Raw genomic sequence first — 21,928 nt, 5'->3', positions numbered from 1 at the left:
AGCGCAGGCTTGTCGCCAGGGTGCTGCCGGGTCAGATCATCCGCCACAGCTCCTGCGGCATGCCAGCGTAGGCAGCCAGTGGTGGCATGACGAACGACTGGATGACCTGAATGGCCAGGAACGCAAAAATCGGCGAAATATCCAAGCCCCCCAGGTTTGGCACGATACGGCGGAACGGCGCCAGCACCGGCTCGCTGATCTGATACGCAAGCTCGGCCGCCGGGTTGTGACTGTTGGGCGCTATCCAGGAAACGATCACCATGACGATCATTGCCACCCAGAAGATTTTCAGGAACAGCGAGGTGATGCCGATAATGGCCCACAACAGCAGGTGCAGCACATCACCGAAGGTGCCGTAGGTCACCATCAGCACGAACCCCATCAGCAGGGCCTGGATGAGCACGGCCAGCAGCAGCGATGAGGTATCCAGCCCGGCGATGCTGGGTACGATCCGGCGGATCGGCTTGAGCAGCGGTTGGGTCGCGCGCACCGTGAACTGGCTGAGCGGGTTGTAGAAGTTGGCCTTGACCAGTTGCAGCACAAAGCGCAACAGGACGATCACCAAGTACAGGCTGACCAGTGTTTGCACCACGAAAATCGCGGCGCCGGACAGTGCATTCATTTGAAACTCCTTATTTGCCCAGTTGCTCGGCCAGCTCAGCAGAGCGTGTGGCTGCAGCGTGCAGCGCCTGCTCCACGATGGCCTCGAAACCACTGGCCTGGAACGATTTGATAGCGGCTTCGGTGGTGCCGGCAGGTGATGTCACGCGGCGGCGCAATTCGGCGGCGTCCACATCGCTGGCAACCGCCATGCGGGCGGCGCCCAACGCCGTGTGCAAGGTCAGCTCGGTGGCGGTCTCCCGAGGCAGGCCGAGCTTCTCGCCCGCCGCAGTCATGGCCTCGATCAGCAGGAAGAAATACGCAGGGCCGCTACCGGAGACGGCGGTCACTGCATCCAGTTGCTGCTCCTGTTCGAGCCAGAGCGCCGTCCCTACCGCCGACAACAGTTGCTCGGCCTGCTGGCGTTGCTCGGCCGTGACTTCGGCTGTGGCGTACAGGCCACTGACGCCCTGGCGCAGCAGCGACGGCGTGTTGGGCATGCAGCGCACTATCGGGTGGCTGCCCACCCAGCTCTGCAGGCTGGCGCAGGTGATGCCCGCAGCGATGGACACGATCAGCTGGCCTTCCTTCAGGTCATCGCGCAAGGCCTGGCACACGGTCTTCATCACCTGCGGCTTGACCGCCAGCACGATCACATCGGCGCCTTCGATGGCCTGTGCATTGTGCTCGAAGGTTTCGATGCCCTGTTCGGCCTGGAGGCGAGTACGGGTTTCGGCACCGGGGTCGCTGGCGCGAATGTGCGTCGCCTCCACGCCCTGGGCACGCAGACCACCGATCAGGCTTGCGGCCATGTTGCCGGCGCCGATAAAGGCAATACGTGTCTTGCTCATGTCAGGTCCTTGTTAGGAAAAGTGAGTTAAGCATGTCATCAAGCGTTGCCGTAGTCGCGGGCACCAAACAAGGCGGTGCCGATACGGACCCAGGTCGCGCCTTGAGCAATTGCCGCTTCCAGGTCATGGCTCATGCCCATGGACAGGGTGTCCAGGCCCAGCCCGAGCGCGTCCTGTAACTGGCGCAGCTGGGCGAACGCTGCTTCCTGGGCGTTACGATCATCGGTAGGTTCGGGGATTGCCATCAGCCCACGCAAACGCAGGTTGGGTAGGGCAGCCACGGCCTCCACCAGTGCGGGCAGTTGCGCGGGTGCGCAACCGGCCTTGCTGGCCTCACCGCTGACGTTCACCTGAAGGCAGATGTTGAGCGGCGCCAGGCCAACTGGGCGCTGTTCTGAAAGGCGTTGGGCGATTTTCAGGCGATCCACGGAATGCACCCAGTCGAAATGCTCGGCAATGGCCTTGGTCTTGTTCGACTGAATAGGGCCAATGAAGTGCCAGGTCAGAGGCAGGTCGATGAGTTGCTGTTGTTTAGTCAGCGCCTCTTGTAGGTAGTTTTCCCCGAAATCCTGCACGCCTGCGACGTGGAGTTCGCGTATGGCGGCGGCCGGCTTGGTTTTGCTGACGGCCAGCAACCGGACGTCGGCGGGATTACGCCCGGCAGCCTGGGCACCCCGGTTGATGCGGTCGCGAATCGAGGAAAGGTTGTCTGCTAGGGTGGACATAGATCGAGGCCGGCAGCTGAAGTTTCGCCGCATTTTACCTGGTTGAAGGCAGATGGGGAGTCTCATGGATGTGACAGACCTGCTGGCGCTTGCTTTGAAGGCAGGTGCCAGCGACCTGCACCTGGCTGCAGGCCAGGCGCCGACAGTGCGCGTGCATGGCGTGCTGCAACGCCTGCCCGTGCCGATGGCAACGCCGGATGGATTGATGCGAAGCATGGAAACGTTGCTCGACGCCGACCCGTATCGACAGTGGGTCGCCGGTCACGACCTGGACCTGGCACTGGAGCTGCCCGCGCTTGGGCGGTTTCGCGTGAACCTGTTCAGGCAGATGAACGGCCCTGCGCTCACGTTCCGCTTGATCCCCGCGCGGCTCGCCTGCGCCGAATCGCTCGGCCTGGGCGAGATTGCCCAAACCATTGGCCAATACCGTGACGGTCTGGTGCTCATAGGTGGGCCGACGGGCAGTGGCAAGACGAGCACGTTGGCAGCCCTGCTCGATCAGATGAGCCGCGAGCGCGCGCTGCACATCGTCACCCTCGAGGATCCGATCGAGGTCGTCCATGCCAGCCATCAGGGTGTGGTCAACCAACGTGAGGTCGGCCGAGATTGCTGCAGCTTTGCCCAAGGCCTGCGCAGTGCGTTGCGTCAGGACCCCGACGTGATCGTGCTGGGCGAGTTGAGGGACCTGGAAACCATTCGTCTTGCACTGCGTGCCGCCGAAACAGGTCATCTGGTACTGGCAACCGTTCATACACGCTCAGCGGTGAACAGCATCGACCGGGTAGTAGAGGTATTCCCTGCGCAGGGAAAGGCATGGGTGCGCGCGATGCTGGCAGACTCTCTGCGAGTGGTAGTGGCGCAAGTGCTGGTTGGCCGCCGGGGCGGTGGGAGGGTCGCGGCGCGAGAAGTGCTGGTGGTGACGGATGCAGTCCGCAATCTGATCCGCGAAGGGCGCATGGCCCAGCTCCATTCGGTGATGCAGACCGGCGCGGCAGAGGGTATGCAAACCTTGGACGGGGCCATGAGGCAACTTCGAGCGCGCGGGCTGCTCGCTGAGTGATGCAACCAGGGCCGCTACCCACCACCTAGGGTTGGCAGCGGAGCGGCCCTCCATGGGGTTGTCATGAGGCAGGGTTAACGCTTGGCCAGGCTAAGCTGTTGCTTTTCCTTGGGCAGTACGCGTTTGGCGACCACGTAGTGTTTCTGCCAATAGGGCTTGCTCAAGTTATCGATGCTCACCCGCTTGCCGCGACGCGGCGCATGAATGAAGCGGTCATTGCCCAGGTAGATGGCAACATGGTTGACGCGGCGGCTCTTGATGTTGAAGAAGATCAGGTCGCCCGGCTTGAGATCGCCCTTGGCAACCTTGATGCCGTGACCGCTGGCCATGGCGCTGGAAGTGCGAGGCAGGTTGACCTCAGCCACGTCGTTGAAGGCGTAGCGAACCAGGCCGCTGCAATCGAACCCTTTTTTCGGGCTGGTACCGCCCCAAACATAAGGGGTGCCGAGCATGTTCACGGCACGATCGAGCACGGCGCTGCTTTGCTTGCTCGAAGCAGCCGCCACCGTCTTGCCACGCGACTTACTGGCAGCGTTGCCAGGGCGGGCGTGCAGGGTGGTCTGCTTGATGGGCGTGCGCTTTACCGAGGCGTTGGTGGTGTAACCGGTAAAGCCGTTGGGAAGACGTTGCTCACGGTTGGTGGCGTGGGCGGCCAGGGGCAATAGTAGGCAGAGGGTCAGCCATGTCTTGATCAAAGGCGGCATAGATGAAGCTCTTATGAATAGTTGTGTGTTGGGCGCGCAACTTTATAACAGCTTTTTGATCAAATTTTGATCCGCTGGTCGATTCTTGCTTACCATCCGTCGGCCTTGGCGGAAAAAGTCACAACTTTTTATAGAAAATTTAATCAGCAACCCACGAGGGCCATGCATGAACACTTATCAACAGGGCGCGCCCTTCCACGACACCCACAGCAAGGTGATCGGCTACTTGCTGTGGATTTTCGGCTTTACCGGCTCGCACCGTTTCTATTACGGCAAGCCCATCACCGGGACGATCTGGTTCTTCACCTTCGGGCTGCTGGGCATTGGCTGGCTCATCGACCTGTTCCTGATCCCGGCCATGGACCGCGAAGCCGACCTGCGTTTCCACTCTGGCCGAATCGACTACAACATCGCCTGGATACTGCTGACGTTCCTGGGCATCTTCGGCCTGCACCGCCTTTATCAAGGCAAGTGGATCACCGCCATCATCTACTTCTGCACGGGCGGGTTGTTCCTGGTGGGCGTTCTGTATGACTTCTGGACGTTGAACGGGCAGGTGTCCGAGCGCAATGCCGGCCAGCGCTGACCGTTAGAAACGCTGGCGCGGCCTGGCCAGGCCGCGCCAGCCTGTGGGCACTGACTGCTATTGGCGGGTCTGACGCTGTTGCAGCAGCAGGTTACTGAAGCCCGCGCCGGCCAATTGCTTCTGGGCGACGGTCAACTGCTCGCGGTTGCTGAACGGCCCGACCAGCACCCGGTACCAGGTTTCGTCCTTCACCGTGCCGGACTCCACTTTCACGCTCTGCCCCAGCAGGATGATCTGCGCGCGCACCTTGTCGGCATCGGCCTGCTTGCGGAACGAGCCTGCCTGGAGGAAGAACTGCGTGGTTGCCGCCGGCTTGATCACCGGAGGGGCAGGCGGTGGTGTCTGGCCCAGCAATGCAGCTTGGGCGCGTGCGGTGTCGATCTTGGCGGCCTCTGCCGGGGTCACTGGGGTGACCGGCTGGGCTGGCACAGGTGGCGTCTTCTCGGGCACTGCCTCAGGCGGCACGATGACTTCCGACTCGGGCAGCAAGGTGTAGAAGTCGTACTTGGGCTTTACCGGCTGTTGCGGGGTGGCCTGGGTCGACTTCCCGGCTTCGACCGTCTTTTCGGTTTTCTGCTGTTCGGGCTTGGTGCGTTTGATATCGCCGCCACCGGGTTCGAGCTTCATCAGAAACACGATGAACGCACCGATGGTCAGGCCGACTGCCAGCCATACCCAGCCGGGCATGGGCTGCTTGGCGGGCGCCGTCTGACGACTGGCGCCACGTTTGGGGGCAGGTTTCTTCTTGGCAGCCACCTTACATGCGCTCCAGAGTTTCCAGGCCGAGCAGTTGCAGACCTTGCTTGAGGGTGCGCCCGGTCAGCGCTGCCAGACGTAGGCGGCTTTGTTGCTGCTCGGGCGTCTCGGCAGCCAGGATCGGGCAATTTTCGTAGAAGCTGGAGAACAGGCCTGCCAGGTCGTACAGGTAGCTGCACAAGACGTGTGGCGTGCCCTTGTCGGCTACGTTGTTGAGAATTTCCCCGAACTGGGCCAGGCGCGCGGCCAGGTCCTGCTCGTGAGGCGCTTGCAGCACGATAGTGCCTTCGACTTCGTCAAAGCCCTTGCCCAGCTTGCGGAACACCCCGGCCACACGGGTGTAGGCGTACAGCAGGTAGGGGGCCGTATTGCCTTCGAAGTTGAGCATCAACTCGAAGTTGAAGCTGTAGTCGCTGGTACGGTGCTTGGACAGGTCGGCATATTTCACCGCACCGATACCCACCACCTCACCGATGCGACGCAGGTCGTCTTCGGGCAGGCCTGGATTTTTTTCCTTCACCAGCGCATACGCACGGTCCTTGGCTTCGTTGAGCAGGTCGATCAACTTGACCGTGCCGCCGTCACGGGTCTTGAACGGGCGGCCGTCGGCGCCGTTCATGGTGCCAAAGCCCATGTGCTCCATCTGCATCGGGTGCCCGAGGAAGCCGGCGCGGCGAGCGACTTCGAATACCTGGTTGAAGTGCAGCGCCTGGCGTTGGTCGACGAAATAGAGGGCGCGATCTGCCTTGAGCACATTGCTGCGGTAGCGCACCGCGGCAAGGTCCGTGGTCGCGTACAGGTAGCCACCATCGGCCTTCTGCACGATCACGGGCAGCGGTTCGCCTTCGCTGTTCTTGAACTCCTCCAGGAACACGCACTGGGCACCCTGGTCTTCGACCAACAGGCCCTTGGCCTTGAGTTCGGCGACGACATTGGCCAGGTCATCGTTGTAGGCGCTTTCGCCCATGACGTCGGCCATGGTCAGCTTGACGTTGAGCAGTTCGTAGGTCTTCTGGCAGTGCGACAGCGAGATGTCCTTGAACCGTGTCCACAGGGCCAGGCAGTCAGGGTCACCCGCCTGCAGCTTGACCACCAACCCGCGCGCGCGCGTGGCGAAGGCTTCGGATTCGTCGAAGCGCTTCTTGGCCGCACGGTAGAAGTTTTCCAGGTCGGAGAGTTCGTCGCTGGTGATGGGGTTTTCTTCGAGGTATGCCAGCAGCATGCCGAACTGGGTGCCCCAGTCGCCTACGTGGTTCTGGCGGATCACCTGGTCACCCAGGAACTCGAGTACCCGCGCCACGCTGTCGCCGATGATGGTCGAGCGCAGGTGACCAACGTGCATTTCCTTGGCGAGGTTCGGCGCCGACAGGTCGACCACCACCTTCTGCGCAGGGCCAGCCTTGCGCGCGCCAAGCCGAGGATCTTCAAGCGCTGCGTCCAGGCGGGCGGCCAATGCAGCGGTGTTTTGGAAGAAGTTCAGAAAGCCCGGACCTGCGATCTCGACCTTGCTGATGTCGGCGCTGGCCGGCAGGGCCTGGATCAGTTTTTCGGCCAGGTCACGCGGCTTCATGCCGGCCGGCTTGGCCAGCATCATGGCAATGTTGCTGGCGAAATCGCCGTGGGTCTTGTCCCTGGCGTTTTCCACCTGGATCGCCGGCGACAGCCCGTCAGGCAACACACCGTCGTTGACGAGTTGGGTGAGGGCTTGCTGGATCAGCTGGCGAATGGTGTCTTTCATAGGAATCTCTTTTCGACCGCAAGCGCGGCGGGCGCCTGGATGCGCTGGTGGAAAAACTGGGCATTATCCGTGGCTGGGCGCGCGTTGCCAACCTTTGGCAGGCACGTGGCCAGGCACGGGGCAACTTGAAAGCCTTCGCTGGGTCCTGATGCAGCCTCGCCGCGCGCGGCGTGGCGCTTCAAACGTGCCTTCAGTAAAGATCCACCGGGTCGACGTCTATCGACCAGCGTACCTGGCGCCCGCTTGGCAGTTGCTCCAGCACCAGTAGCCAGGCGCTGATGAGGCGGTGCAGAGGGGCACGGGTACTGGCCTGCAGCAACAGTTGTGCGCGAAAGCGCCCCGCTCGGCGCTCCATGGGCGCCGGTACCGGGCCAAGCAGTTCGATGCCGGGCAGGCGCTGCTGCGCCATCAGGCGCTCGGCCGCTGTGCAGGCTTCATCCAGAAACGCCTCGGCCTGCCCCGGCTTGTGCGCTTCGGCGCGCAACAGGGCCAAGTGCGAAAAGGGCGGCAAACCGGCGGCGCGGCGTTCGTCGAGCGCCTGTTTGGCGAAGGCAAAATAGCCCTGCTCGGTCAGTTGAACCAGTAAAGGGTGGTCAGCCAAGTGCGTCTGGATGATGACCTTGCCGGGCTCTTCCGCCCGTCCTGCACGGCCAGCGACCTGTACGATCAATTGGGCCATGCGTTCACTGGCGCGGAAGTCCCCGGAAAACAGACCGCCATCGGCATCGAGAATGGCAACCAGCGTTACCCGGGGGAAGTGATGCCCTTTGGCGAGCATCTGCGTGCCGACCAACAGGCTTGGCTGGCCGCGTTGAATGGTTGTGAACAGTTGGTGCATCGCGTCCTTGCGCGAGGTGCTGTCGCGGTCCACGCGCAGCACGGGATAATCCGGGAACAACACCTTCAGGCGCTCTTCGGCGCGCTCGGTGCCGGCCCCGACAGGGCGCAGGTCCACGTGCTTGCATTGTGGGCAGTGATGCGGCAACCGCTCGTCGTAGCCGCAGTGGTGGCAGCGCAGCACGCCGGAGCGCTGGTGAACCGTCATGCGCGCATCGCACCGCGGGCATTCGGACAGCCAGCCGCAGTCGTGGCATAGCAGGGTAGGCGCGAAGCCACGGCGATTGAGGAACACCAGTACCTGTTGTCCCGCCTCTAGGGTCTGGCCAATGGCCTGCTGCAGGGGGCCGCTGATGCCGCTGTCCAGCGGCAGGCTTTTCACGTCCAGGCGCAACATGCGTGGTGCACGCGCACCGCCTGCGCGCTGGGTCATGTGCAGCAGGCGGTAGCGGCCGCTCACGGCGTTGTGCAGGGTTTCCAGGGAGGGCGTGGCCGAGCCAAGCACGATCGGCACGTTCTCCTGATGCGCGCGCACCAGCGCCAGATCCCTGGCGTGGTAGCGCAGGCCCTCCTGCTGCTTATAAGAGCCGTCGTGTTCCTCGTCGATGATGATCAGGCCCGGGTTCTTCATGGGCGTGAACAAGGCCGAGCGTGTGCCGATGATGATGTCTGCCTCGCCGTCACGCGCCGCCAGCCAGGCATCGAGGCGCTCACGGTCGCTGACGTTCGAGTGCACGAGGGCAATGCGGGCGTTGAAGCGCTGCTCGAAACGCGCCAGTGTCTGCGGCCCCAGGTTGATCTCCGGGATCAATACCAGGGCTTGCTTGCCTGCTTCGAGCGTTTCACGAATCAGTTGCAGGTAAACCTCGGTCTTGCCGCTTCCTGTGACGCCCGCCAGCAGAAAAGCGCCGAACTGCCCGAAACCGCCGAGCACGGCATCGAAGGCATCACGCTGTTCTTCGTTCAGGGGCAATTCCGACTGCGCCAGCCAATGCTCACGCCGTTCGGCCGGGCGCTGACGGCGTATTTCTACGCACACCAGCTCTTTGGCCAACAGCAGGTCAAGGCTGTCCTTGTTGAGGTTGAGCTTCGACAGCACGCTGTGGGCCACCCCATGCGGGTGCTGAGCCAGGGTCTTGAGCGCATCGCGTTGGCGAGGTGCACGCGCGATGCGCGGGTCTTCAAGGCGAGCGCCCGGCGCTGCGTGCCAGAAACGTTCCTGGCGCATCTCGGCAGGTTCACCCTGACGCAGCAGGGTAGGAAGCGCCCAGCTCAAGGTGTCACCCAAGCTGTGCTGGTAGTACTGGGCGGTCCACAGGCACAGCTTGAACAGCGAGGCTGGAATGGGCGATACCGGGTCGAGCAGGGCGCTTGCTGGCTTGAGTTTGTCAGCCGGCACCTCGCTTTCGGCACACACTTCTACCAGGACACCGATCATCTCGCGCCGCCCGAACGGCACGCGCAGGCGCATGCCAGGCATCCATGTCTGGTTCGCCATGCCGACCGGCGCCTTGTAGTCGAACAGGCGGCGCAGCGGGGAGGGCAGGGCAAGGCGCAGGATGACGTCGGGCACGCTAAAGGTCTCGGGGGGCGTTTCAGAACTGGCGAGCCTAGCAGACGACGGTCGGTACAAGCGACAACTTGCGCTGGCGCCATGCTCTGGTATTATTTGCCGCCTAATTACGTGCGGTATTCAACAATTGGTGTTGGGTGGCGGCACGCAGCTCGAGGAAGTGACCATGAAAGCTGATATCCATCCGAACTACGAAGCAGTTGCTGTCACCTGCAGCTGCGGCAACAAATTCGAAACCCGTTCGACCCTGGGCGATACCCTGTCGATCGACGTATGCAACCTGTGCCACCCTTTCTACACCGGTAAGCAGAAAGTCCTGGACACCGGCGGCCGCGTACAGAAGTTCGCCGATCGCTTCGGCATGTTCGGTGCCAAGAAAGGCTGATGTGCGTGGCGAACCCTTCGGGTTTCGCAGCGTTGCAGAGAAAAGCGCCCCTTGTGGGCGCTTTTTTTATGCTCGTTTGCTGGGCATCCCAGGCGCTGGCTTTCTGCCCGCCCCCGGCACGTGCGCAATGGGTCGCCGTACGGCATGTGGTCGATGGCGACACCGTGCGCTTGGTCGATGGCCGCAGTGTGCGTCTGATCGGGATCAATGCCCCCGAAATCGGCCGCAAGGGGCAAGCGGATGAACCTTTCGCCCAGGCTGCCCGAAAACGCTTGCAAGCATTGATCAAGGCCAGTGACGGGCGCGTTGGCTTGGTACGCGGTAAGGAAGCCAAAGACCGGTACGGTCGCACGCTGGCCCACCTGTACAGCCGTGAGGGGCATAACGTTGAGGCGCAGCTGCTCAGCGAAGGCCTTGCATACCGTATCGCCTTCGCACCCAATACTGAGCTCAGCCGCTGCCAGCAAAGTGCCGAGTCAGTTGCGCGTCAGGCGGCTGTCGGTGTGTGGAAGCGCTCACCGGTGGTGCCCGCCCATGCAGTGCGCAAGCCAGGTTTTGCGCTGGTGTCAGGCCGCGTCACCGCCATCGAACGGAGCCGCGCGGGCATTCGAGTGACCCTCGACAGCGCCGTGACGCTTCATATACCCGCTCGTCTGCGCCGTGCATTCCCCACAGGTTTCTTCGATAACCTCAAGGGGCAAAAGGTCGAGGCCAGGGGTTGGATTCGCAGTGCATCACGTAAGGCTTCCTACACGTCGGGTCAGCGACGCTGGCAGCTGACCCTCACAGACGTCAGCATGCTCGACCGTGTGCAGAGATAAAAGATGTAGACATTTCTACAGCAGATTGTACACACTGAAGCCTGCATGCCCCGTGGGTTGTAGCATAAAGTCTTAGGCTAGAGGCCTTGACACGAGTGACCGGCCAGTCTTGTGACGGCTGGACTCTTTGCGTATCCTCGGCGGTCCGTCAGAACAGCCAATAGCGGAATGCCCAACATGTCAGACCTGAAAACCGCCGCTCTCGAATATCACGCTCACCCTCGTCCAGGGAAACTGAGCGTCGAGCTCTCCAAGCCCACCGCCACCGCCCGCGACCTCGCCTTGGCTTACAGCCCAGGTGTGGCAGAGCCTGTGCGCGAGATCGGTCGTGATCCGGAGCTGGCCTACAAGTACACCGGCAAAGGCAACCTGGTTGCCGTGATTTCCGATGGTACTGCCATTCTCGGTCTTGGCGATCTGGGTCCGCTGGCGTCCAAGCCTGTCATGGAAGGCAAGGGTGTTCTGTTCAAGCGTTTCGCCGGTATCGACGTGTTCGACATCGAAGTCGAGTCCGAGAGCCCGCAGGCGTTCATCGATACCGTACGCCGCATTTCGATCACCTTCGGTGGCATCAACCTTGAAGACATCAAGGCGCCAGAGTGCTTCGAGATCGAACGCACCCTGATCGAGCAGTGCGACATTCCGGTCTTCCACGATGACCAGCACGGCACCGCCATCGTTACGGCCGCCGGCATGATCAACGCCTTGGAAATCGCCGGCAAGACCCTCGAAGACGCCAAGATCGTCTGCCTGGGCGCTGGTGCAGCGGCCATTTCCTGCATGAAGCTGCTGGTCAGCATGGGTGCCAAGGTCGAGAACATCTTCATGATCGACCGCAGCGGCGTTATCCACGCTGGCCGTGACGACCTGAACCAGTACAAGGCGCAGTTCGCGCACGCGACCGACAAACGTACCCTGGCCGATGCCCTCGAGGGTGCTGACGTGTTCGTGGGACTGTCCGGTCCGAACCTGTTGAGCGCTGAAGGCCTGAAGTCGATGGCCGCCAACCCGATCGTGTTCGCCTGCTCGAACCCCGATCCCGAGATCGCCCCTGAGTTGGCCCATGCCACGCGCGACGACGTGATCATGGCCACTGGTCGTTCCGACTATCCGAACCAGGTCAACAACGTACTGGGCTTCCCGTTCATCTTCCGCGGCGCGCTGGACGTTCGAGCCAAGCGTATCAACGAAGAAATGAAGATCGCCGCTGCCATCGCCCTGAAAGACCTGGCCAAGCAGCCGGTTCCCAAGGAAGTATGCGAAGCCTACGGTGTGGACGGTCTGGAATTCGGCCGTGAGTACATCATTCCCAAGCCACTGGATGCACGCCTGATCACTGTCGTCTCCGACGCCGTGGCCAAGGCTGCCATCGAGTCGGGCGTCGCTACGCTGCCGTATCCGAAGCATTACCCGCTCAAGAACGTTGACGACGTGTTCAACGGCTGATCGTTGTTCTGCACTGACTAACCCGGCTGTCATGGCCTGATGCTGTTTACGTAGGGCCGCGAAGCGGCCCCAACGATATCAAGACAGCATCAAGCCATGACTGCCGGGTTTTTTCATGGCTGGACAAACGAAGGGTTCGCGGAAAATCGCCGGCATCGCGCCGTAATGCCAGGGCCGCGTTGCAGCCCTGTCAGGGTGCCGGTTGGATATCAGAAGAGATCCATGGGCGTTGTTTCATCGGCTGGAAGCGGGCTACCCGGTGCAGTCCCGTTACCCAGTTCATCCACCGAGGGTGGAGAGTCCTCCGCCTTGAACAGCTCGAAATAGGCATTGGGCGTACTTGCCGAGGCAGCACGGCCACTGACCGGATCGACCCGCAGGCTCAGGATGCCTTCAGGCTGCGCAGGCGGGTGCTCCGGCCGGCCTTGCAAGGCAGGGCCCATGAAGCCCATCCAGATCGGCAGTGCGGCAGTGCCACCGTATTCCCGACGACCCAGGGTTTCGGGCTGATCGAAACCAACCCATACCGTGGTCACGTAGTCGGCGTTGTAGCCAGAGAACCAGGCATCCTTGGATTCGTTGGTGGTACCGGTCTTGCCTGCCAGGTCGGTGCGTCCCAGTGCCAGCGCTCGGCGGCCCGTACCGCGTTTGATGACGTCCTGCAGCATGCTGGTGAGGATGTAGGTGGTACGGCCGTCGATAATGCGCTCGGCCACTGCCGGGGCTTGGGGTGCGGGTGTCTGATCGAACGAGCCGGCGGGCTCACCAGGAACCTGCCCAGTGCTGATGGGCTGCTCGGGAGCGGCCAGCCCGGCGTTGTCTTCCGAACCCTGGGGAACGCGTGGCGGGTTGGCCGTGAACAGCGTCTCGCCATTGCGGCTCTCGATACGGTCGATGAGGTAGGGCGAGATTTTGTAGCCGCCATTGGCGAACGTACTCCAGCCGGTGGCGATTTCCATCGGCGTCAGGGTGGCGGTACCCAGTGCCAGCGATAGGTTACGGGGCAGGTCCTGCTTGTTGAAACCGAACTTGGCGATGTAGTCGATGGTGCGGTCGATGCCCATGGCCTGCAGCAGCCGGATCGAAACCAGGTTACGTGACTTGTACAGGGCTTCGCGCATGCGAATCGGGCCGAGGAACGTATTGGTGTCGTTCTTGGGGCGCCAGACCTTGTCCACCGACTCGTCGACGAACACGATCGGCGCGTCGTTGACCAGGCTGGAAGCGGTGTAGCCGCTGTCGAGCGCTGCGCTGTAGATGAAGGGCTTGAAACTCGAACCAGGCTGGCGCTTGGCCTGCATGGCACGGTTATAGTTGCTCTGCTCGAACGAGAAGCCGCCGACCAGTGCACGGATGGCGCCGCTGGTCGGGTCCAGGGTGACGAGTGCGCTCTGTGCACTAGGCACCTGGCTGAATTTCAATGACCCGTCATCCAGGCGTTGCAGGCGCACCAGGTCGCCCACTTGGGCAACGTCTGCCGGCGACTGAGGCGCACGGCCCTGGGCATTGGTGTTGATGAACGGACGTGCCCACTTCATGGTGTCCCAGGCCACGGTCTGTTCCTTGCCGTTGCGGGTCAGCACCTGAAGGCCGGTCTTCTCGACGCGGGTAACGATGGCCGGTTCCAGTCCACCCAGTGTGCGCTGCCTGGCCAGTTCGTGGGTCCAGGCCGCCACGGTGCGCCCAGGGAATCGGGCCTCGGGGCCGCGGTAGCCATGGCGCTGATCGTAGTCGGTCAACCCCTTGAGCACCGCCTTGTTGGCGATTTCCTGGGTGTCGCTGGGTACAGTGGTGGTCACGCGCAAGCCTTCGGTATAGGCGTCGCTGCCGTAGCGGCCGACCATCTCGGCGCGGGCCATTTCGGCGACGAAGGGCGCATTCACCTCCGGCGTGGGCACGTGATAGCGGGCGTTCAGCGGTTCGGCCAGGGCGGCCTGGTAGCTTGCCTCGTCGATCTTGCCGAGCTTGTACATGCGGCCCAGGATCCAGTCACGGCGCTCCTTGGCGCGGACCGGGTTGGCCAGCGGGTTGAAGCGTGACGGCGCCTTGGGCAGGCCCGCGATCATCGCCATCTGCGCCAGGCTCACGTCACGGATCGACTTGCCGTAGTAAACCTGGGCGGCGGCATCGATGCCGTACGCGCGGTTGCCCAGGTAGATCTTGTTCACGTACAGCTCGAGAATTTCGTCCTTGGTCAGCTCGCGCTCGATCTGCAGTGCCAGCAGAATCTCGTTGGTCTTGCGCGAGAAACTGCGTTCGCTGGTCAGGAAGAAGTTCTTCGCCACCTGCATGGTGATAGTGCTGCCACCGGTCTGGATATGGCCGGTCTTGACCAGCTGTGTGGCCGCGCGCATCAGGCTGCTGGGGTCGACGCCATAGTGGTTGAGGAAATTGTCGTCCTCGGCGGACAGAAGTGCCTGAATGAACTGTGGCGGAATCTCCGAGAAGCGGATCGGGGAACGGCGCATTTCGCCAAATTCGGCGATCAGCTTACCGTCGCTGCTGAACACCTTGAGGGGGATCTGCAACTGGATGCTTCTGAGCGAATCGACCGAAGGCAGGTTGGGGCTAAGATACAGAAACGCACCGCTCACACCGAGTACGAGCGCGCAGATGGCTGCGACGGAAGACCACCAGAAGAACTTAAGCAGACGTATCAAGGCTTTTCGGTGTCCAGGTTGTGAATGGATTGCACGCAGGCCCGGCGGGCCGGAAAACGCCGGGCATTATAAGCATTTTTCGCCACGCCGGGGTTACCGCCCGGGCTGCTCGTCGTCTGGCGGCGGCCGGATTCAGGGAACGCCCCAGGGGGTATCGAGCGCAGGGAGGCCGCGATGCTTGGACGCTTTAGCAGGGATGCCGGTTCATTTACAGGGATTGAAATCGTCGAGAATGCGGTGCGGGTGGTTCAGTTGCGCAAACGCAAGCGGGGCTTTGAGGTGCTGTGCCAGACACAGGAATCCTACCGACAGCCAGCGGCCACCACCTGGATGGCCCAGCCAGCACATGCCGCAGCTGCGCTGCGGCGCGCCTTCGAACGTCACGGTCTACGCCAGCATCGAGTGGCCATGGCGCTGCCAGCCGACCAGGTGATCTGCAAGCCGACCTGCCTGCCGCTTCAGGCTTGTGAGGAACAGATCGAAGCGCAATTGCTCGCCGAAGCCGAGCGGCTACTGCCTTTTGCACTGGATGACCTGGCCATGGATTTTCATGTACTGGGCCCCAGCCTTGATGAGCCCAACAGTATCGACGTGATGGTGGCGGCTTGCCGGCAAAGCACGCTGGCACTGGTGCAATCGATGGTGACGCAAGCGGGGCTACAACTCGAGGCCGTGGAGGTCGACACGGTCGCCCTTACCCGCCTGTTACCGTCTGCATTTTCGGATCAGGCAGCCTTGTTGCGGATTGATCGGCAAAACATCGTGCTGCATCGCTGGCAACCCAAAGGCGTCTGCCAGCGATGGGAGTGGACGGCGACTGAACCCATGCGGTCGGGTGAGTTGTCAGAGCAGGTTGCTGCGGCGCTCGTGTCGCAGGGCCTGCCGGCCGACCTGTGGGTGTCAAGCGGCGACTGCATGACCCATCGGCACCTGCAAGCGATGAGCGAAAGGCTCAACGTACATTGCCGGCCGTTACCTGCACCCGGCGGGCTCGAATGTCTCGGCGGCCCCATGCTGCTTGCCAGCACGCTGGCGGCAGGAGGGTTGCGGGCATGATCCGGTTCAACCTGCTTCCTTGGCGCGAGCGGCAGCGGCAAGCGGCCATTCGGCGCTTTCGCAACCAGCTATTGGCAAGCGCATTGGCGGCCCTGTGCGCCGTGACGACGGTCGATCAGTTGGCGCGTCAACGGGCCCACTTGCAGGCGGCCGATAACAAGCAGCGAGCGGCTGAATTGACGGCCCTGGGTGAGCCGGCAGCGTCTAGGGCACAGCTGCAGGACCAGCACGCCACGTCGTCGAGCCAGCTTTCCCGGTTTGAGACGCTGCGCGCTGAGCAGCGCATTCTGGAGGGGTTGTTCACGGACCTTGAGCGCGCCCTGCCAACCACTGTGCAGTTGTTGGGCCTGCAATTTGAAGACAGACACTTGCAGATAACGGGCCTGGCTCCCTCTGGCGCCGTGATCGCCCAATTCATGCGGGACCTGGATCGCTCGGGCATGTTGATCGACCTGCAACTTAAGCAGATCAAAAGCCTGCCCCGTGCCGATCAGTTCCTGCTGACGGCACGCGTCGCTGCGTCCTGGTCATGAAACTGCAGACGGTCTTTGAGCGAGCGGCGGCGTTCGGGCAGTCCGCGCGGGCCAAGAGCCTGGCGCCGGTGCTGCTTGCCTGTTGCCTGTTCATCTTGGGCTGCGCAATACGCCTGCCCGCGGCACTGCAGCAAATGGACCGGGAGCAGGCCAGGGCCCAGGCGCTGGATGAGCGGCAATCGGCCTTGAATGCAGAGCGCGCGGGGCTCGACAGTCTGCGCGCCGCGGTGGCTGAGGCCGAGCAACGCCTGCAGGTGGCCCTGTGGAGCATGGCCGCCGGCCAGGACATGAGCGACCTGGTGGATCACATCGCGGCGTTGGGCCGCGCCCACGGCTTGCTCATCGAGCTGCTGCGGGTGCAAGAGGCGCAAACCCACGGTGATTACCAACAGGTGCCGCTGGAACTGCGGGTCAAAGGCGAGTATGCCGGCGTGCGGCAATGGTTGTTCGAGTGGCTTGGCCAGGCTCGGCTGCTGCGCACTGGCGACATGAGCCTGGAACCTGTCACCGGGCAGCCTGGCATGGTGCAACTGCGGCTGCAGGTCGATGCCTTCCAGGCAACCGTCCCAACGCTGCCGGCACAGGCATTGGCCCAGCTGCCGGCACGCATGCCCGTGGCGGCACCGCACGTCGACCCATTCAGGCCGCAGCAGGACCAACTGCCTGATCGCGGGCTGGCAAGCGTGCCGCTGTCGCAGGTGCGCATGGTTGGCAGTCTGTCGCGGGCGCAGGCTCACGAAGCGCTGTTGATGGCAGCCGGTAGGGTTCATCGGGTAAGCCTGGGTGACCGGGTCGGGCGCGATCAAGGGGTCGTTGCGCATATCGATCCGGGTCAGGTGGAAATTCGCGAACACTGGTTCATGGACGGTGCATGGCACGAGCGCGTTGCGTTTATCTCTATGGCAACACCTGCGGGCAAGGAGGCCCTGATCCTGGATGAGCAAGACATGGAAATGGCTACTCGCAACCCTGCTGTTGCCGTTGACGGCAATGGCCGCCCCCTACCAGGGTGAACGGCTGTCACTGAATTTTCAGGATGTCGAGGTACGCGCCGTGCTGCAGGTGCTTGCCGACCATGCCGGTATCAACCTGGTCGCCAGCGACGACGTCCAAGGGAGCGTCACCTTGCGGCTGGAAGATGTCCCCTGGGATCAAGCGATCGACCTGGTATTGCGCAGCAAGGGCCTGGGTCGACGCCAGGAAGGCAATGTACTGCTGATCGCACCGCTTTCGACCCTGAACGCGCAGTCGTTCGAGGGCACCGCAAATTCACTCGACGTGCAACAACAGCCCATGCGTCGAGAACTGATGCGTATCCACTATGTCAAGGCCGCAGATTTGTCCGAGCTGTTGTTGGCGAGCCTGTCTGAGGACGGCATCCTTGCCGGCAGGGGCAGCCTGGGTGTGGATGAGCGTACCAACACGCTGGTTGTCCACCAGCCGGCGAATCGACTTGCCGAGATTCGGCAACTGATCGCCCAGTTGGATGTGCCCGTGCGTCAGGTCGCGATCGAAGCCCGTATCGTGGAGGCCAATGTCGACTACCAGAAAGGCCTGGGGGTGCGATGGGGCGGCGACCTGTACAGCAACGAACTAAGACCGGGCAAGGACCTGTTTGTAGACCTGGGCGTCGAGCGGGGCGGCAGCAGCCTTGGCGTTGGTCTGTTGCGCGGCGACGTGCTCCTTGATCTTGAACTCAGCGCCATGGAAAAGAGCGGTGAGGGGGAGATCATCTCGCAGCCCAAGGTAGTGACCGCTGACAAGGAGACGGCGCGGATACTCAAAGGTACCGAGGTGCCTTACCAGCAGTCCAACAAGAACGGCGCGACGACTGTGTCGTTTCGCGAGGCTTCGCTTTCACTGGAAGTAACGCCGCAGATCACGCCCGATGACAGTGTCGTCATGACCGTGAGAGTGACCAAGGACGAACCTGACTATGTCAATGCCCTGAATGACGTCCCGCCCATTCGCAAGAACGAGGTCAATGCCAAGGTCAGGGTCGAGAACGGACAGACGATCGTGATCGGAGGCGTCTACTCGACCACGCAAAACAATGTGGTGGACAAGGTGCCATTTCTTGGCGATCTGCCGTATGTTGGACGGCTGTTTCGACGCGATGTACTACAAGAGAAAAAATCCGAGCTGCTGGTCTTCCTGACTCCGCGTATCATGAGTGACCAGACGATTGCTGTGAGTCGTTGATTCTGTGCGAAATTTGATACTTGTGGGGCCCATGGGTGCTGGTAAAAGCACCATCGGGCGCCTATTGGCCAAAGAGCTGCGCCTGCCATTCAGGGATTCCGACAAGGAAATCGAACTGAGGTGCGGTGCCAACATCCCGTGGATCTTCGACAAGGAAGGCGAGCCGGGTTTCCGTGACCGCGAGCAGGCCATGATCGCCGAGTTATGCAGCCTCGATGGCGTGGTCGTTGCCACAGGCGGCGGGGCTGTCATGCGCGAGGCCAATCGCCGCGTGCTGCACCAGGGCGGCCGGGTGATCTACCTGCATGCCTCGGTCGAGCAGCAGGTTGGCCGCACCGCTCGGGATCGCAACCGGCCATTGCTGCGTACCGCCAACCCGGAGGCGACCCTGCGCGCCTTGCTCGAAACCCGAGACCCGCTTTACCGTGAAATTGCCGATCTGGTGGTGCAAACCGACGAGCGGCCACCGCGGATGGTAGTGATCGACATTCTCGAGCGCCTGCAGCAGTTGCCGCCCCGTTAGCCCGGGACTATTCTCGGCCTCCTGCGCCAAGGCGAGGTTCAACGATACCGCGTGGCTTGCCTGCCAAAGGCGCCGTGCACCAGCTCATTGTGGGGATACATGCAGACACTGAAGGTCGACCTGGGCGAGCGCAGCTACCCGATCTACATTGGCGAAGGCCTGCTTGACCAGCCTGAGTGGCTGACGCCGCATATCGCGGGCCGTCAGGTTGCCATCGTTTCCAATGAAACTGTGGCGCCGCTCTATCTGGAACGTCTGAGCAAGACATTGGGGGCTTACAGCGTACTGCCGGTGGTACTGCCTGACGGTGAGGCCCACAAGAACTGGGAAACGTTGCAGCTGATCTTCGATGGCCTGCTGACGGCCCGCCACGATCGGCGCACCACTGTCGTGGCGCTCGGTGGCGGCGTGATCGGCGACATGGCCGGTTTTGCCGCAGCGTGCTACCAGCGCGGTGTGGATTTCATCCAGGTGCCCACCACCCTGCTGTCGCAGGTGGATTCGTCGGTCGGCGGCAAGACCGGCATCAATCACCCGCTGGGCAAGAACATGGTCGGCGCCTTCTACCAGCCAAACGCCGTGGTGATCGACACCACGACGCTCGGGACGTTGCCAGCGCGTGAGCTGTCTGCCGGGTTGGCCGAAGTCATCAAATACGGCTTGATCTGTGACAAGCCTTTCATGGCCTGGCTCGAAGAAAATATGCCGGCGCTGCGCAGTCTTGACCCAGTAGCGTTGACCGAAGCCATCCGTCGCTCGTGCGCGGCCAAGGCAGCCGTCGTAGGGGCTGACGAGCGCGAGTCGGGTGTTCGGGCCACGCTCAATCTTGGCCATACCTTCGGCCACGCCATCGAAACCCATATGGGCTATGGCGTCTGGCTGCATGGCGAAGCCGTGGCAGCAGGTACGGCCATGGCGCTGGAGATGTCCATGCGGCTGGGCTGGATCACTCAGGCCGAACGCGACCGCGGCATTGGCTTGCTGCTGGAAGCAGGCTTGCCGGTGGTGCCCCCACAGGAAATGACCCCGGCGCATTTCATGGAACACATGGCGGTCGACAAGAAGGTGCTGGACGGCCGTCTGCGCTTGGTGCTGCTGCGCCAGCTAGGCGAGGCCGTGGTCACCGACGACTATCCCAATGAGATTCTTCAGGCCACGCTGTCGGCGGATTACCGCGCGATCGTGGCCCAGCTTTGAGGTTGTGACAGCGCAATGACCAGTTTGCACGCCGATGAGGCCTTTCTCGACCATTACCAACTGAGTCACGACCCGTTCGCACCACGCGTACCGGGCTTCAAGTTCTTCCCCGCCCAGCGCAAGCCGGTCCTGGCACAGCTGCACCACCTGGCCCGCTACAGCCACCTGATGCTGGTGGTCACCGGGCCTCTGGGCAGCGGCAAGACCCTGCTGCGCCAGGCGCTGGCGGCCAGCACCAACAAGCAGTCGGTGCAGAGCGTCGTGGTGTCTGCCCGCAGTGCCGGCGACGCTGCCAGTATTCTCGGCCAGATCGCGCAATACCTGGATGTGGCCGAGCCGCAGGTACAGAGCATCCTGTCCAAGATGGTGCAACTGGCCCTGACTGGCCAGGAAGTGTATCTGCTGGTGGACGATGCGGAACAACTGGACGAGTCGGCACTCCAAGCGTTGCTGGAATTGGCGGCAGGCGTTCCCGAAGGGCGTCCGCATGTCTTCCTGTTCGGTGAGCCATCGCTGATTGCAGGGCTCGATGAGTTGAATATCGAGGAAGAACGCTTCCACATCATCGAACTTGCGCCGTACAGCGAGGAAGAAACCCGCGAATACCTCGAACAGCGCCTGGTGGGTGCCGGTCGGGGTATCGAGGTGTTCAGCCGGGAGCAGATCGCCGATATCCATGAAAATGCCGATGGGTGGCCTGGCACTATCAACCAGGTTGCCCGTGACACTCTGATCGAAGCCATGATCGCCAGCCGCACGACGGCAAAGCGACCAGCCATGGGGTTCAAGATGCCTAAAAAACACGTACTCGCGCTATCCGCCGTGGTCGTCGTCGCCGTGGCCGCGGCGGTGTTGATGCCCCGCAAGGGCGACAAGGCCCCTGAAGATGCACCCGCAGCCCAAGCCCAGTTGCCCCTTGGCGACGGCAATTCCAGCGCGGCAATCGAGTTCTCCGGCTCTTCCCAGCCCAAGCCCCTGCCGTTGGGCGGGCAGTCGCAACCGGTGATGCGTGAACCGTTGGCCCAGGCAGCAGGCATGGGCGAGGGCGAAGAAGGCAGCCCGGCGGGTGATACCGCGCTGCAACCGGGCAATCCGCCACCTACGGTCACCACCATCGCACCGCCACAGGGCGTGTCTGCAGGCCCAGCGCCGGCGCCTGCCCAGCCGATTACCTCCACGCCCAAGCCGGCGGTCACGCAACAGCCCAAGCAGACCACGCCGGCCAAGCCTGAGCCTGCACCTACCCAGGTGGCGGTGGCCAAGCCCGCGCCCAAGGCTGCCGAGAAACCTGCTGAAAAATCAGCGTCAGGTGGCAGCGGCAACAGCGCCTGGTACACCGGCCAGAAGCCGGGCAACTACGTGGTTCAGATTCTGGGGACCAGCTCCGAAGCGTCGGCCCAGGCCTTTGTGAAAGCCCAAGGTGGCGACTATCGCTACTTCCGCAAGTCCCTGCAGGGCAAGCCGCTGTACGTGGTCACCTACGGCAACTTCGCCAACCGCGATGCAGCGGTGGCCGCCATCAAGAACTTGCCAGCGAAGGTCCAGGCTGGTAAACCTTGGCCACGTACTGTCGCCAGCGTCCAACAAGAGCTGGCTTCGGCCCGCTGATACCTTCCGGGCAGCATCACCCCGCTGCCCTGTAGCCAAGCGAATTCTGGTTTTCGTCTAGCCTGCT

General features: G+C 62.5%; 20 protein-coding genes. 12 read left to right on the top strand and 8 right to left on the bottom strand.

What is annotated here, in order from left to right; translation table 11 throughout:
- Window positions 1-31: 31 nt before the first annotated feature.
- Genes FS777_RS03625 through FS777_RS03615 form a run of 3 tightly spaced genes read right to left on the bottom strand, consistent with a single transcriptional unit; the run spans window position 32 to window position 2,176 of the window.
- Window positions 32-622 (bottom strand): YggT family protein, encoded by a 591-nt coding sequence (locus tag FS777_RS03625; protein WP_058638128.1) that lies wholly within the window; start codon window positions 620-622, stop codon window positions 32-34.
- A gap of 10 nt (window positions 623-632) precedes the next feature.
- Window positions 633-1,451 carry a pyrroline-5-carboxylate reductase gene (proC, locus tag FS777_RS03620; RefSeq protein ID WP_058638127.1) on the bottom strand — a complete coding sequence of 273 codons (819 nt, stop codon included), beginning with the start codon at window positions 1,449-1,451 and terminating at the stop codon, window positions 633-635.
- Between the two features lie 38 nt (window positions 1,452-1,489).
- Window positions 1,490-2,176, bottom strand: a complete 687-nt coding sequence (locus tag FS777_RS03615; RefSeq protein ID WP_058638126.1) for a YggS family pyridoxal phosphate-dependent enzyme — start codon at window positions 2,174-2,176, stop codon at window positions 1,490-1,492.
- A gap of 64 nt (window positions 2,177-2,240) precedes the next feature.
- Between FS777_RS03615 and FS777_RS03610 the strand changes: the two genes are divergently transcribed.
- Complete coding sequence (locus FS777_RS03610) at window positions 2,241-3,236, top strand: type IV pilus twitching motility protein PilT (RefSeq protein WP_145254062.1); 996 nt, start codon at window positions 2,241-2,243, stop codon at window positions 3,234-3,236.
- Between the two features lie 74 nt (window positions 3,237-3,310).
- On the opposite strand, the gene FS777_RS03605 is transcribed toward FS777_RS03610, so the two are convergent.
- Window positions 3,311-3,940: a C40 family peptidase gene (locus FS777_RS03605; RefSeq protein ID WP_145254059.1), complete on the bottom strand. Its 630-nt coding sequence runs from the start codon at window positions 3,938-3,940 to the stop codon at window positions 3,311-3,313.
- Between the two features lie 166 nt (window positions 3,941-4,106).
- Between FS777_RS03605 and FS777_RS03600 the strand changes: the two genes are divergently transcribed.
- Complete coding sequence (locus tag FS777_RS03600; RefSeq protein WP_023532338.1) at window positions 4,107-4,526, top strand: TM2 domain-containing protein; 420 nt, start codon at window positions 4,107-4,109, stop codon at window positions 4,524-4,526.
- Between the two features lie 57 nt (window positions 4,527-4,583).
- Here FS777_RS03600 and FS777_RS03595 read toward each other — a convergent pair whose 3' ends face one another.
- The 3 genes from FS777_RS03595 to FS777_RS03585 all read right to left on the bottom strand — a co-directional run bounded on the left by FS777_RS03595 (window position 4,584) and on the right by FS777_RS03585 (window position 9,430).
- Entirely contained in the window at window positions 4,584-5,282 is a 699-nt protein-coding gene (locus FS777_RS03595; RefSeq protein ID WP_023532748.1) for an SPOR domain-containing protein, read from the bottom strand.
- Window position 5,283: 1 nt separating this feature from the next.
- A complete protein-coding gene (argS, locus tag FS777_RS03590) occupies window positions 5,284-7,020 on the bottom strand; it encodes an arginine--tRNA ligase (RefSeq protein WP_145254056.1) in 1,737 nt (578 codons plus the stop codon).
- Between the two features lie 190 nt (window positions 7,021-7,210).
- Window positions 7,211-9,430, bottom strand: a complete 2,220-nt coding sequence (locus FS777_RS03585) for a primosomal protein N' (protein WP_078479277.1) — start codon at window positions 9,428-9,430, stop codon at window positions 7,211-7,213.
- Window positions 9,431-9,596: 166 nt separating this feature from the next.
- Here FS777_RS03585 and rpmE point away from each other — a divergent pair, with 166 nt between their 5' ends.
- From rpmE to FS777_RS03570, 3 genes are all read left to right on the top strand, one after another.
- Entirely contained in the window at window positions 9,597-9,815 is a 219-nt protein-coding gene (gene rpmE, locus FS777_RS03580) for a 50S ribosomal protein L31 (RefSeq protein ID WP_023532368.1), read from the top strand.
- A complete protein-coding gene (locus tag FS777_RS03575; protein ID WP_145254053.1) occupies window positions 9,815-10,636 on the top strand; it encodes a thermonuclease family protein in 822 nt (273 codons plus the stop codon). The genes rpmE and FS777_RS03575 overlap by 1 nt, the downstream gene beginning before the upstream one ends.
- Before the next feature lie 177 nt (window positions 10,637-10,813).
- Window positions 10,814-12,082 (top strand): malic enzyme-like NAD(P)-binding protein, encoded by a 1,269-nt coding sequence (locus tag FS777_RS03570; protein WP_023532374.1) that lies wholly within the window; start codon window positions 10,814-10,816, stop codon window positions 12,080-12,082.
- A gap of 209 nt (window positions 12,083-12,291) precedes the next feature.
- On the opposite strand, the gene FS777_RS03565 is transcribed toward FS777_RS03570, so the two are convergent.
- A complete protein-coding gene (locus tag FS777_RS03565; protein ID WP_078479275.1) occupies window positions 12,292-14,742 on the bottom strand; it encodes a penicillin-binding protein 1A in 2,451 nt (816 codons plus the stop codon).
- A gap of 174 nt (window positions 14,743-14,916) precedes the next feature.
- Here FS777_RS03565 and pilM point away from each other — a divergent pair, with 174 nt between their 5' ends.
- From pilM to FS777_RS03530, 7 genes are all read left to right on the top strand, one after another.
- On the top strand, window positions 14,917-15,798 hold the full coding sequence (pilM, locus tag FS777_RS03560; protein ID WP_078479274.1) for a type IV pilus biogenesis protein PilM: 882 nt from the start codon (window positions 14,917-14,919) through the stop codon (window positions 15,796-15,798).
- Window positions 15,795-16,331 (top strand): PilN domain-containing protein, encoded by a 537-nt coding sequence (locus tag FS777_RS03555; protein WP_078479273.1) that lies wholly within the window; start codon window positions 15,795-15,797, stop codon window positions 16,329-16,331. The genes pilM and FS777_RS03555 overlap by 4 nt, the downstream gene beginning before the upstream one ends.
- A complete protein-coding gene (locus FS777_RS03550) occupies window positions 16,328-17,344 on the top strand; it encodes a pilus assembly protein PilP (protein ID WP_145254050.1) in 1,017 nt (338 codons plus the stop codon). Before FS777_RS03555 ends, FS777_RS03550 begins: the two co-directional genes overlap by 4 nt.
- On the top strand, window positions 17,268-18,533 hold the full coding sequence (locus tag FS777_RS03545; RefSeq protein WP_145254047.1) for a type IV pilus secretin PilQ: 1,266 nt from the start codon (window positions 17,268-17,270) through the stop codon (window positions 18,531-18,533). The genes FS777_RS03550 and FS777_RS03545 overlap by 77 nt, the downstream gene beginning before the upstream one ends.
- A gap of 4 nt (window positions 18,534-18,537) precedes the next feature.
- A complete protein-coding gene (gene aroK / locus FS777_RS03540; protein ID WP_058638116.1) occupies window positions 18,538-19,056 on the top strand; it encodes a shikimate kinase AroK in 519 nt (172 codons plus the stop codon).
- Between the two features lie 99 nt (window positions 19,057-19,155).
- Window positions 19,156-20,253 (top strand): 3-dehydroquinate synthase, encoded by a 1,098-nt coding sequence (gene aroB, locus FS777_RS03535; protein WP_058602920.1) that lies wholly within the window; start codon window positions 19,156-19,158, stop codon window positions 20,251-20,253.
- A 15-nt stretch (window positions 20,254-20,268) separates the two neighbouring features.
- Window positions 20,269-21,861: an SPOR domain-containing protein gene (locus tag FS777_RS03530; protein ID WP_100852423.1), complete on the top strand. Its 1,593-nt coding sequence runs from the start codon at window positions 20,269-20,271 to the stop codon at window positions 21,859-21,861.
- The last annotated feature ends 67 nt before the right edge of the window (window positions 21,862-21,928 follow it).

It is taken from the genome of Pseudomonas sp. DE0157, from assembly GCF_007678615.1.
Lineage (GTDB): Bacteria > Pseudomonadota > Gammaproteobacteria > Pseudomonadales > Pseudomonadaceae > Aquipseudomonas > Aquipseudomonas parafulva_B.
This window is presented reverse-complemented; position numbering and strand designations above follow the sequence as displayed.

Bases quoted from the DNA above. Each gene is read 5' to 3' on its own strand.
- proC (WP_058638127.1), bottom strand. From the start codon at position 1,451: ATGAGCAAGACACGTATTGCCTTTATCGGCGCCGGCAACATGGCCGCA.
- FS777_RS03550 (WP_145254050.1), top strand. From the start codon at position 16,328: ATGAAACTGCAGACGGTCTTTGAGCGAGCGGCGGCGTTCGGGCAGTCC.
- FS777_RS03570 (WP_023532374.1), top strand. From the start codon at position 10,814: ATGTCAGACCTGAAAACCGCCGCTCTCGAATATCACGCTCACCCTCGT.
- FS777_RS03605 (WP_145254059.1), bottom strand. From the start codon at position 3,940: ATGCCGCCTTTGATCAAGACATGGCTGACCCTCTGCCTACTATTGCCC.
- argS (WP_145254056.1), bottom strand. From the start codon at position 7,020: ATGAAAGACACCATTCGCCAGCTGATCCAGCAAGCCCTCACCCAACTC.
- FS777_RS03545 (WP_145254047.1), top strand. From the start codon at position 17,268: ATGAGCAAGACATGGAAATGGCTACTCGCAACCCTGCTGTTGCCGTTG.
- FS777_RS03625 (WP_058638128.1), bottom strand. From the start codon at position 622: ATGAATGCACTGTCCGGCGCCGCGATTTTCGTGGTGCAAACACTGGTC.
- FS777_RS03575 (WP_145254053.1), top strand. From the start codon at position 9,815: ATGTGCGTGGCGAACCCTTCGGGTTTCGCAGCGTTGCAGAGAAAAGCG.
- rpmE (WP_023532368.1), top strand. From the start codon at position 9,597: ATGAAAGCTGATATCCATCCGAACTACGAAGCAGTTGCTGTCACCTGC.
- pilM (WP_078479274.1), top strand. From the start codon at position 14,917: ATGCTTGGACGCTTTAGCAGGGATGCCGGTTCATTTACAGGGATTGAA.
- FS777_RS03555 (WP_078479273.1), top strand. From the start codon at position 15,795: ATGATCCGGTTCAACCTGCTTCCTTGGCGCGAGCGGCAGCGGCAAGCG.
- FS777_RS03600 (WP_023532338.1), top strand. From the start codon at position 4,107: ATGAACACTTATCAACAGGGCGCGCCCTTCCACGACACCCACAGCAAG.
- FS777_RS03615 (WP_058638126.1), bottom strand. From the start codon at position 2,176: ATGTCCACCCTAGCAGACAACCTTTCCTCGATTCGCGACCGCATCAAC.
- FS777_RS03610 (WP_145254062.1), top strand. From the start codon at position 2,241: ATGGATGTGACAGACCTGCTGGCGCTTGCTTTGAAGGCAGGTGCCAGC.
- FS777_RS03530 (WP_100852423.1), top strand. From the start codon at position 20,269: ATGACCAGTTTGCACGCCGATGAGGCCTTTCTCGACCATTACCAACTG.
- aroB (WP_058602920.1), top strand. From the start codon at position 19,156: ATGCAGACACTGAAGGTCGACCTGGGCGAGCGCAGCTACCCGATCTAC.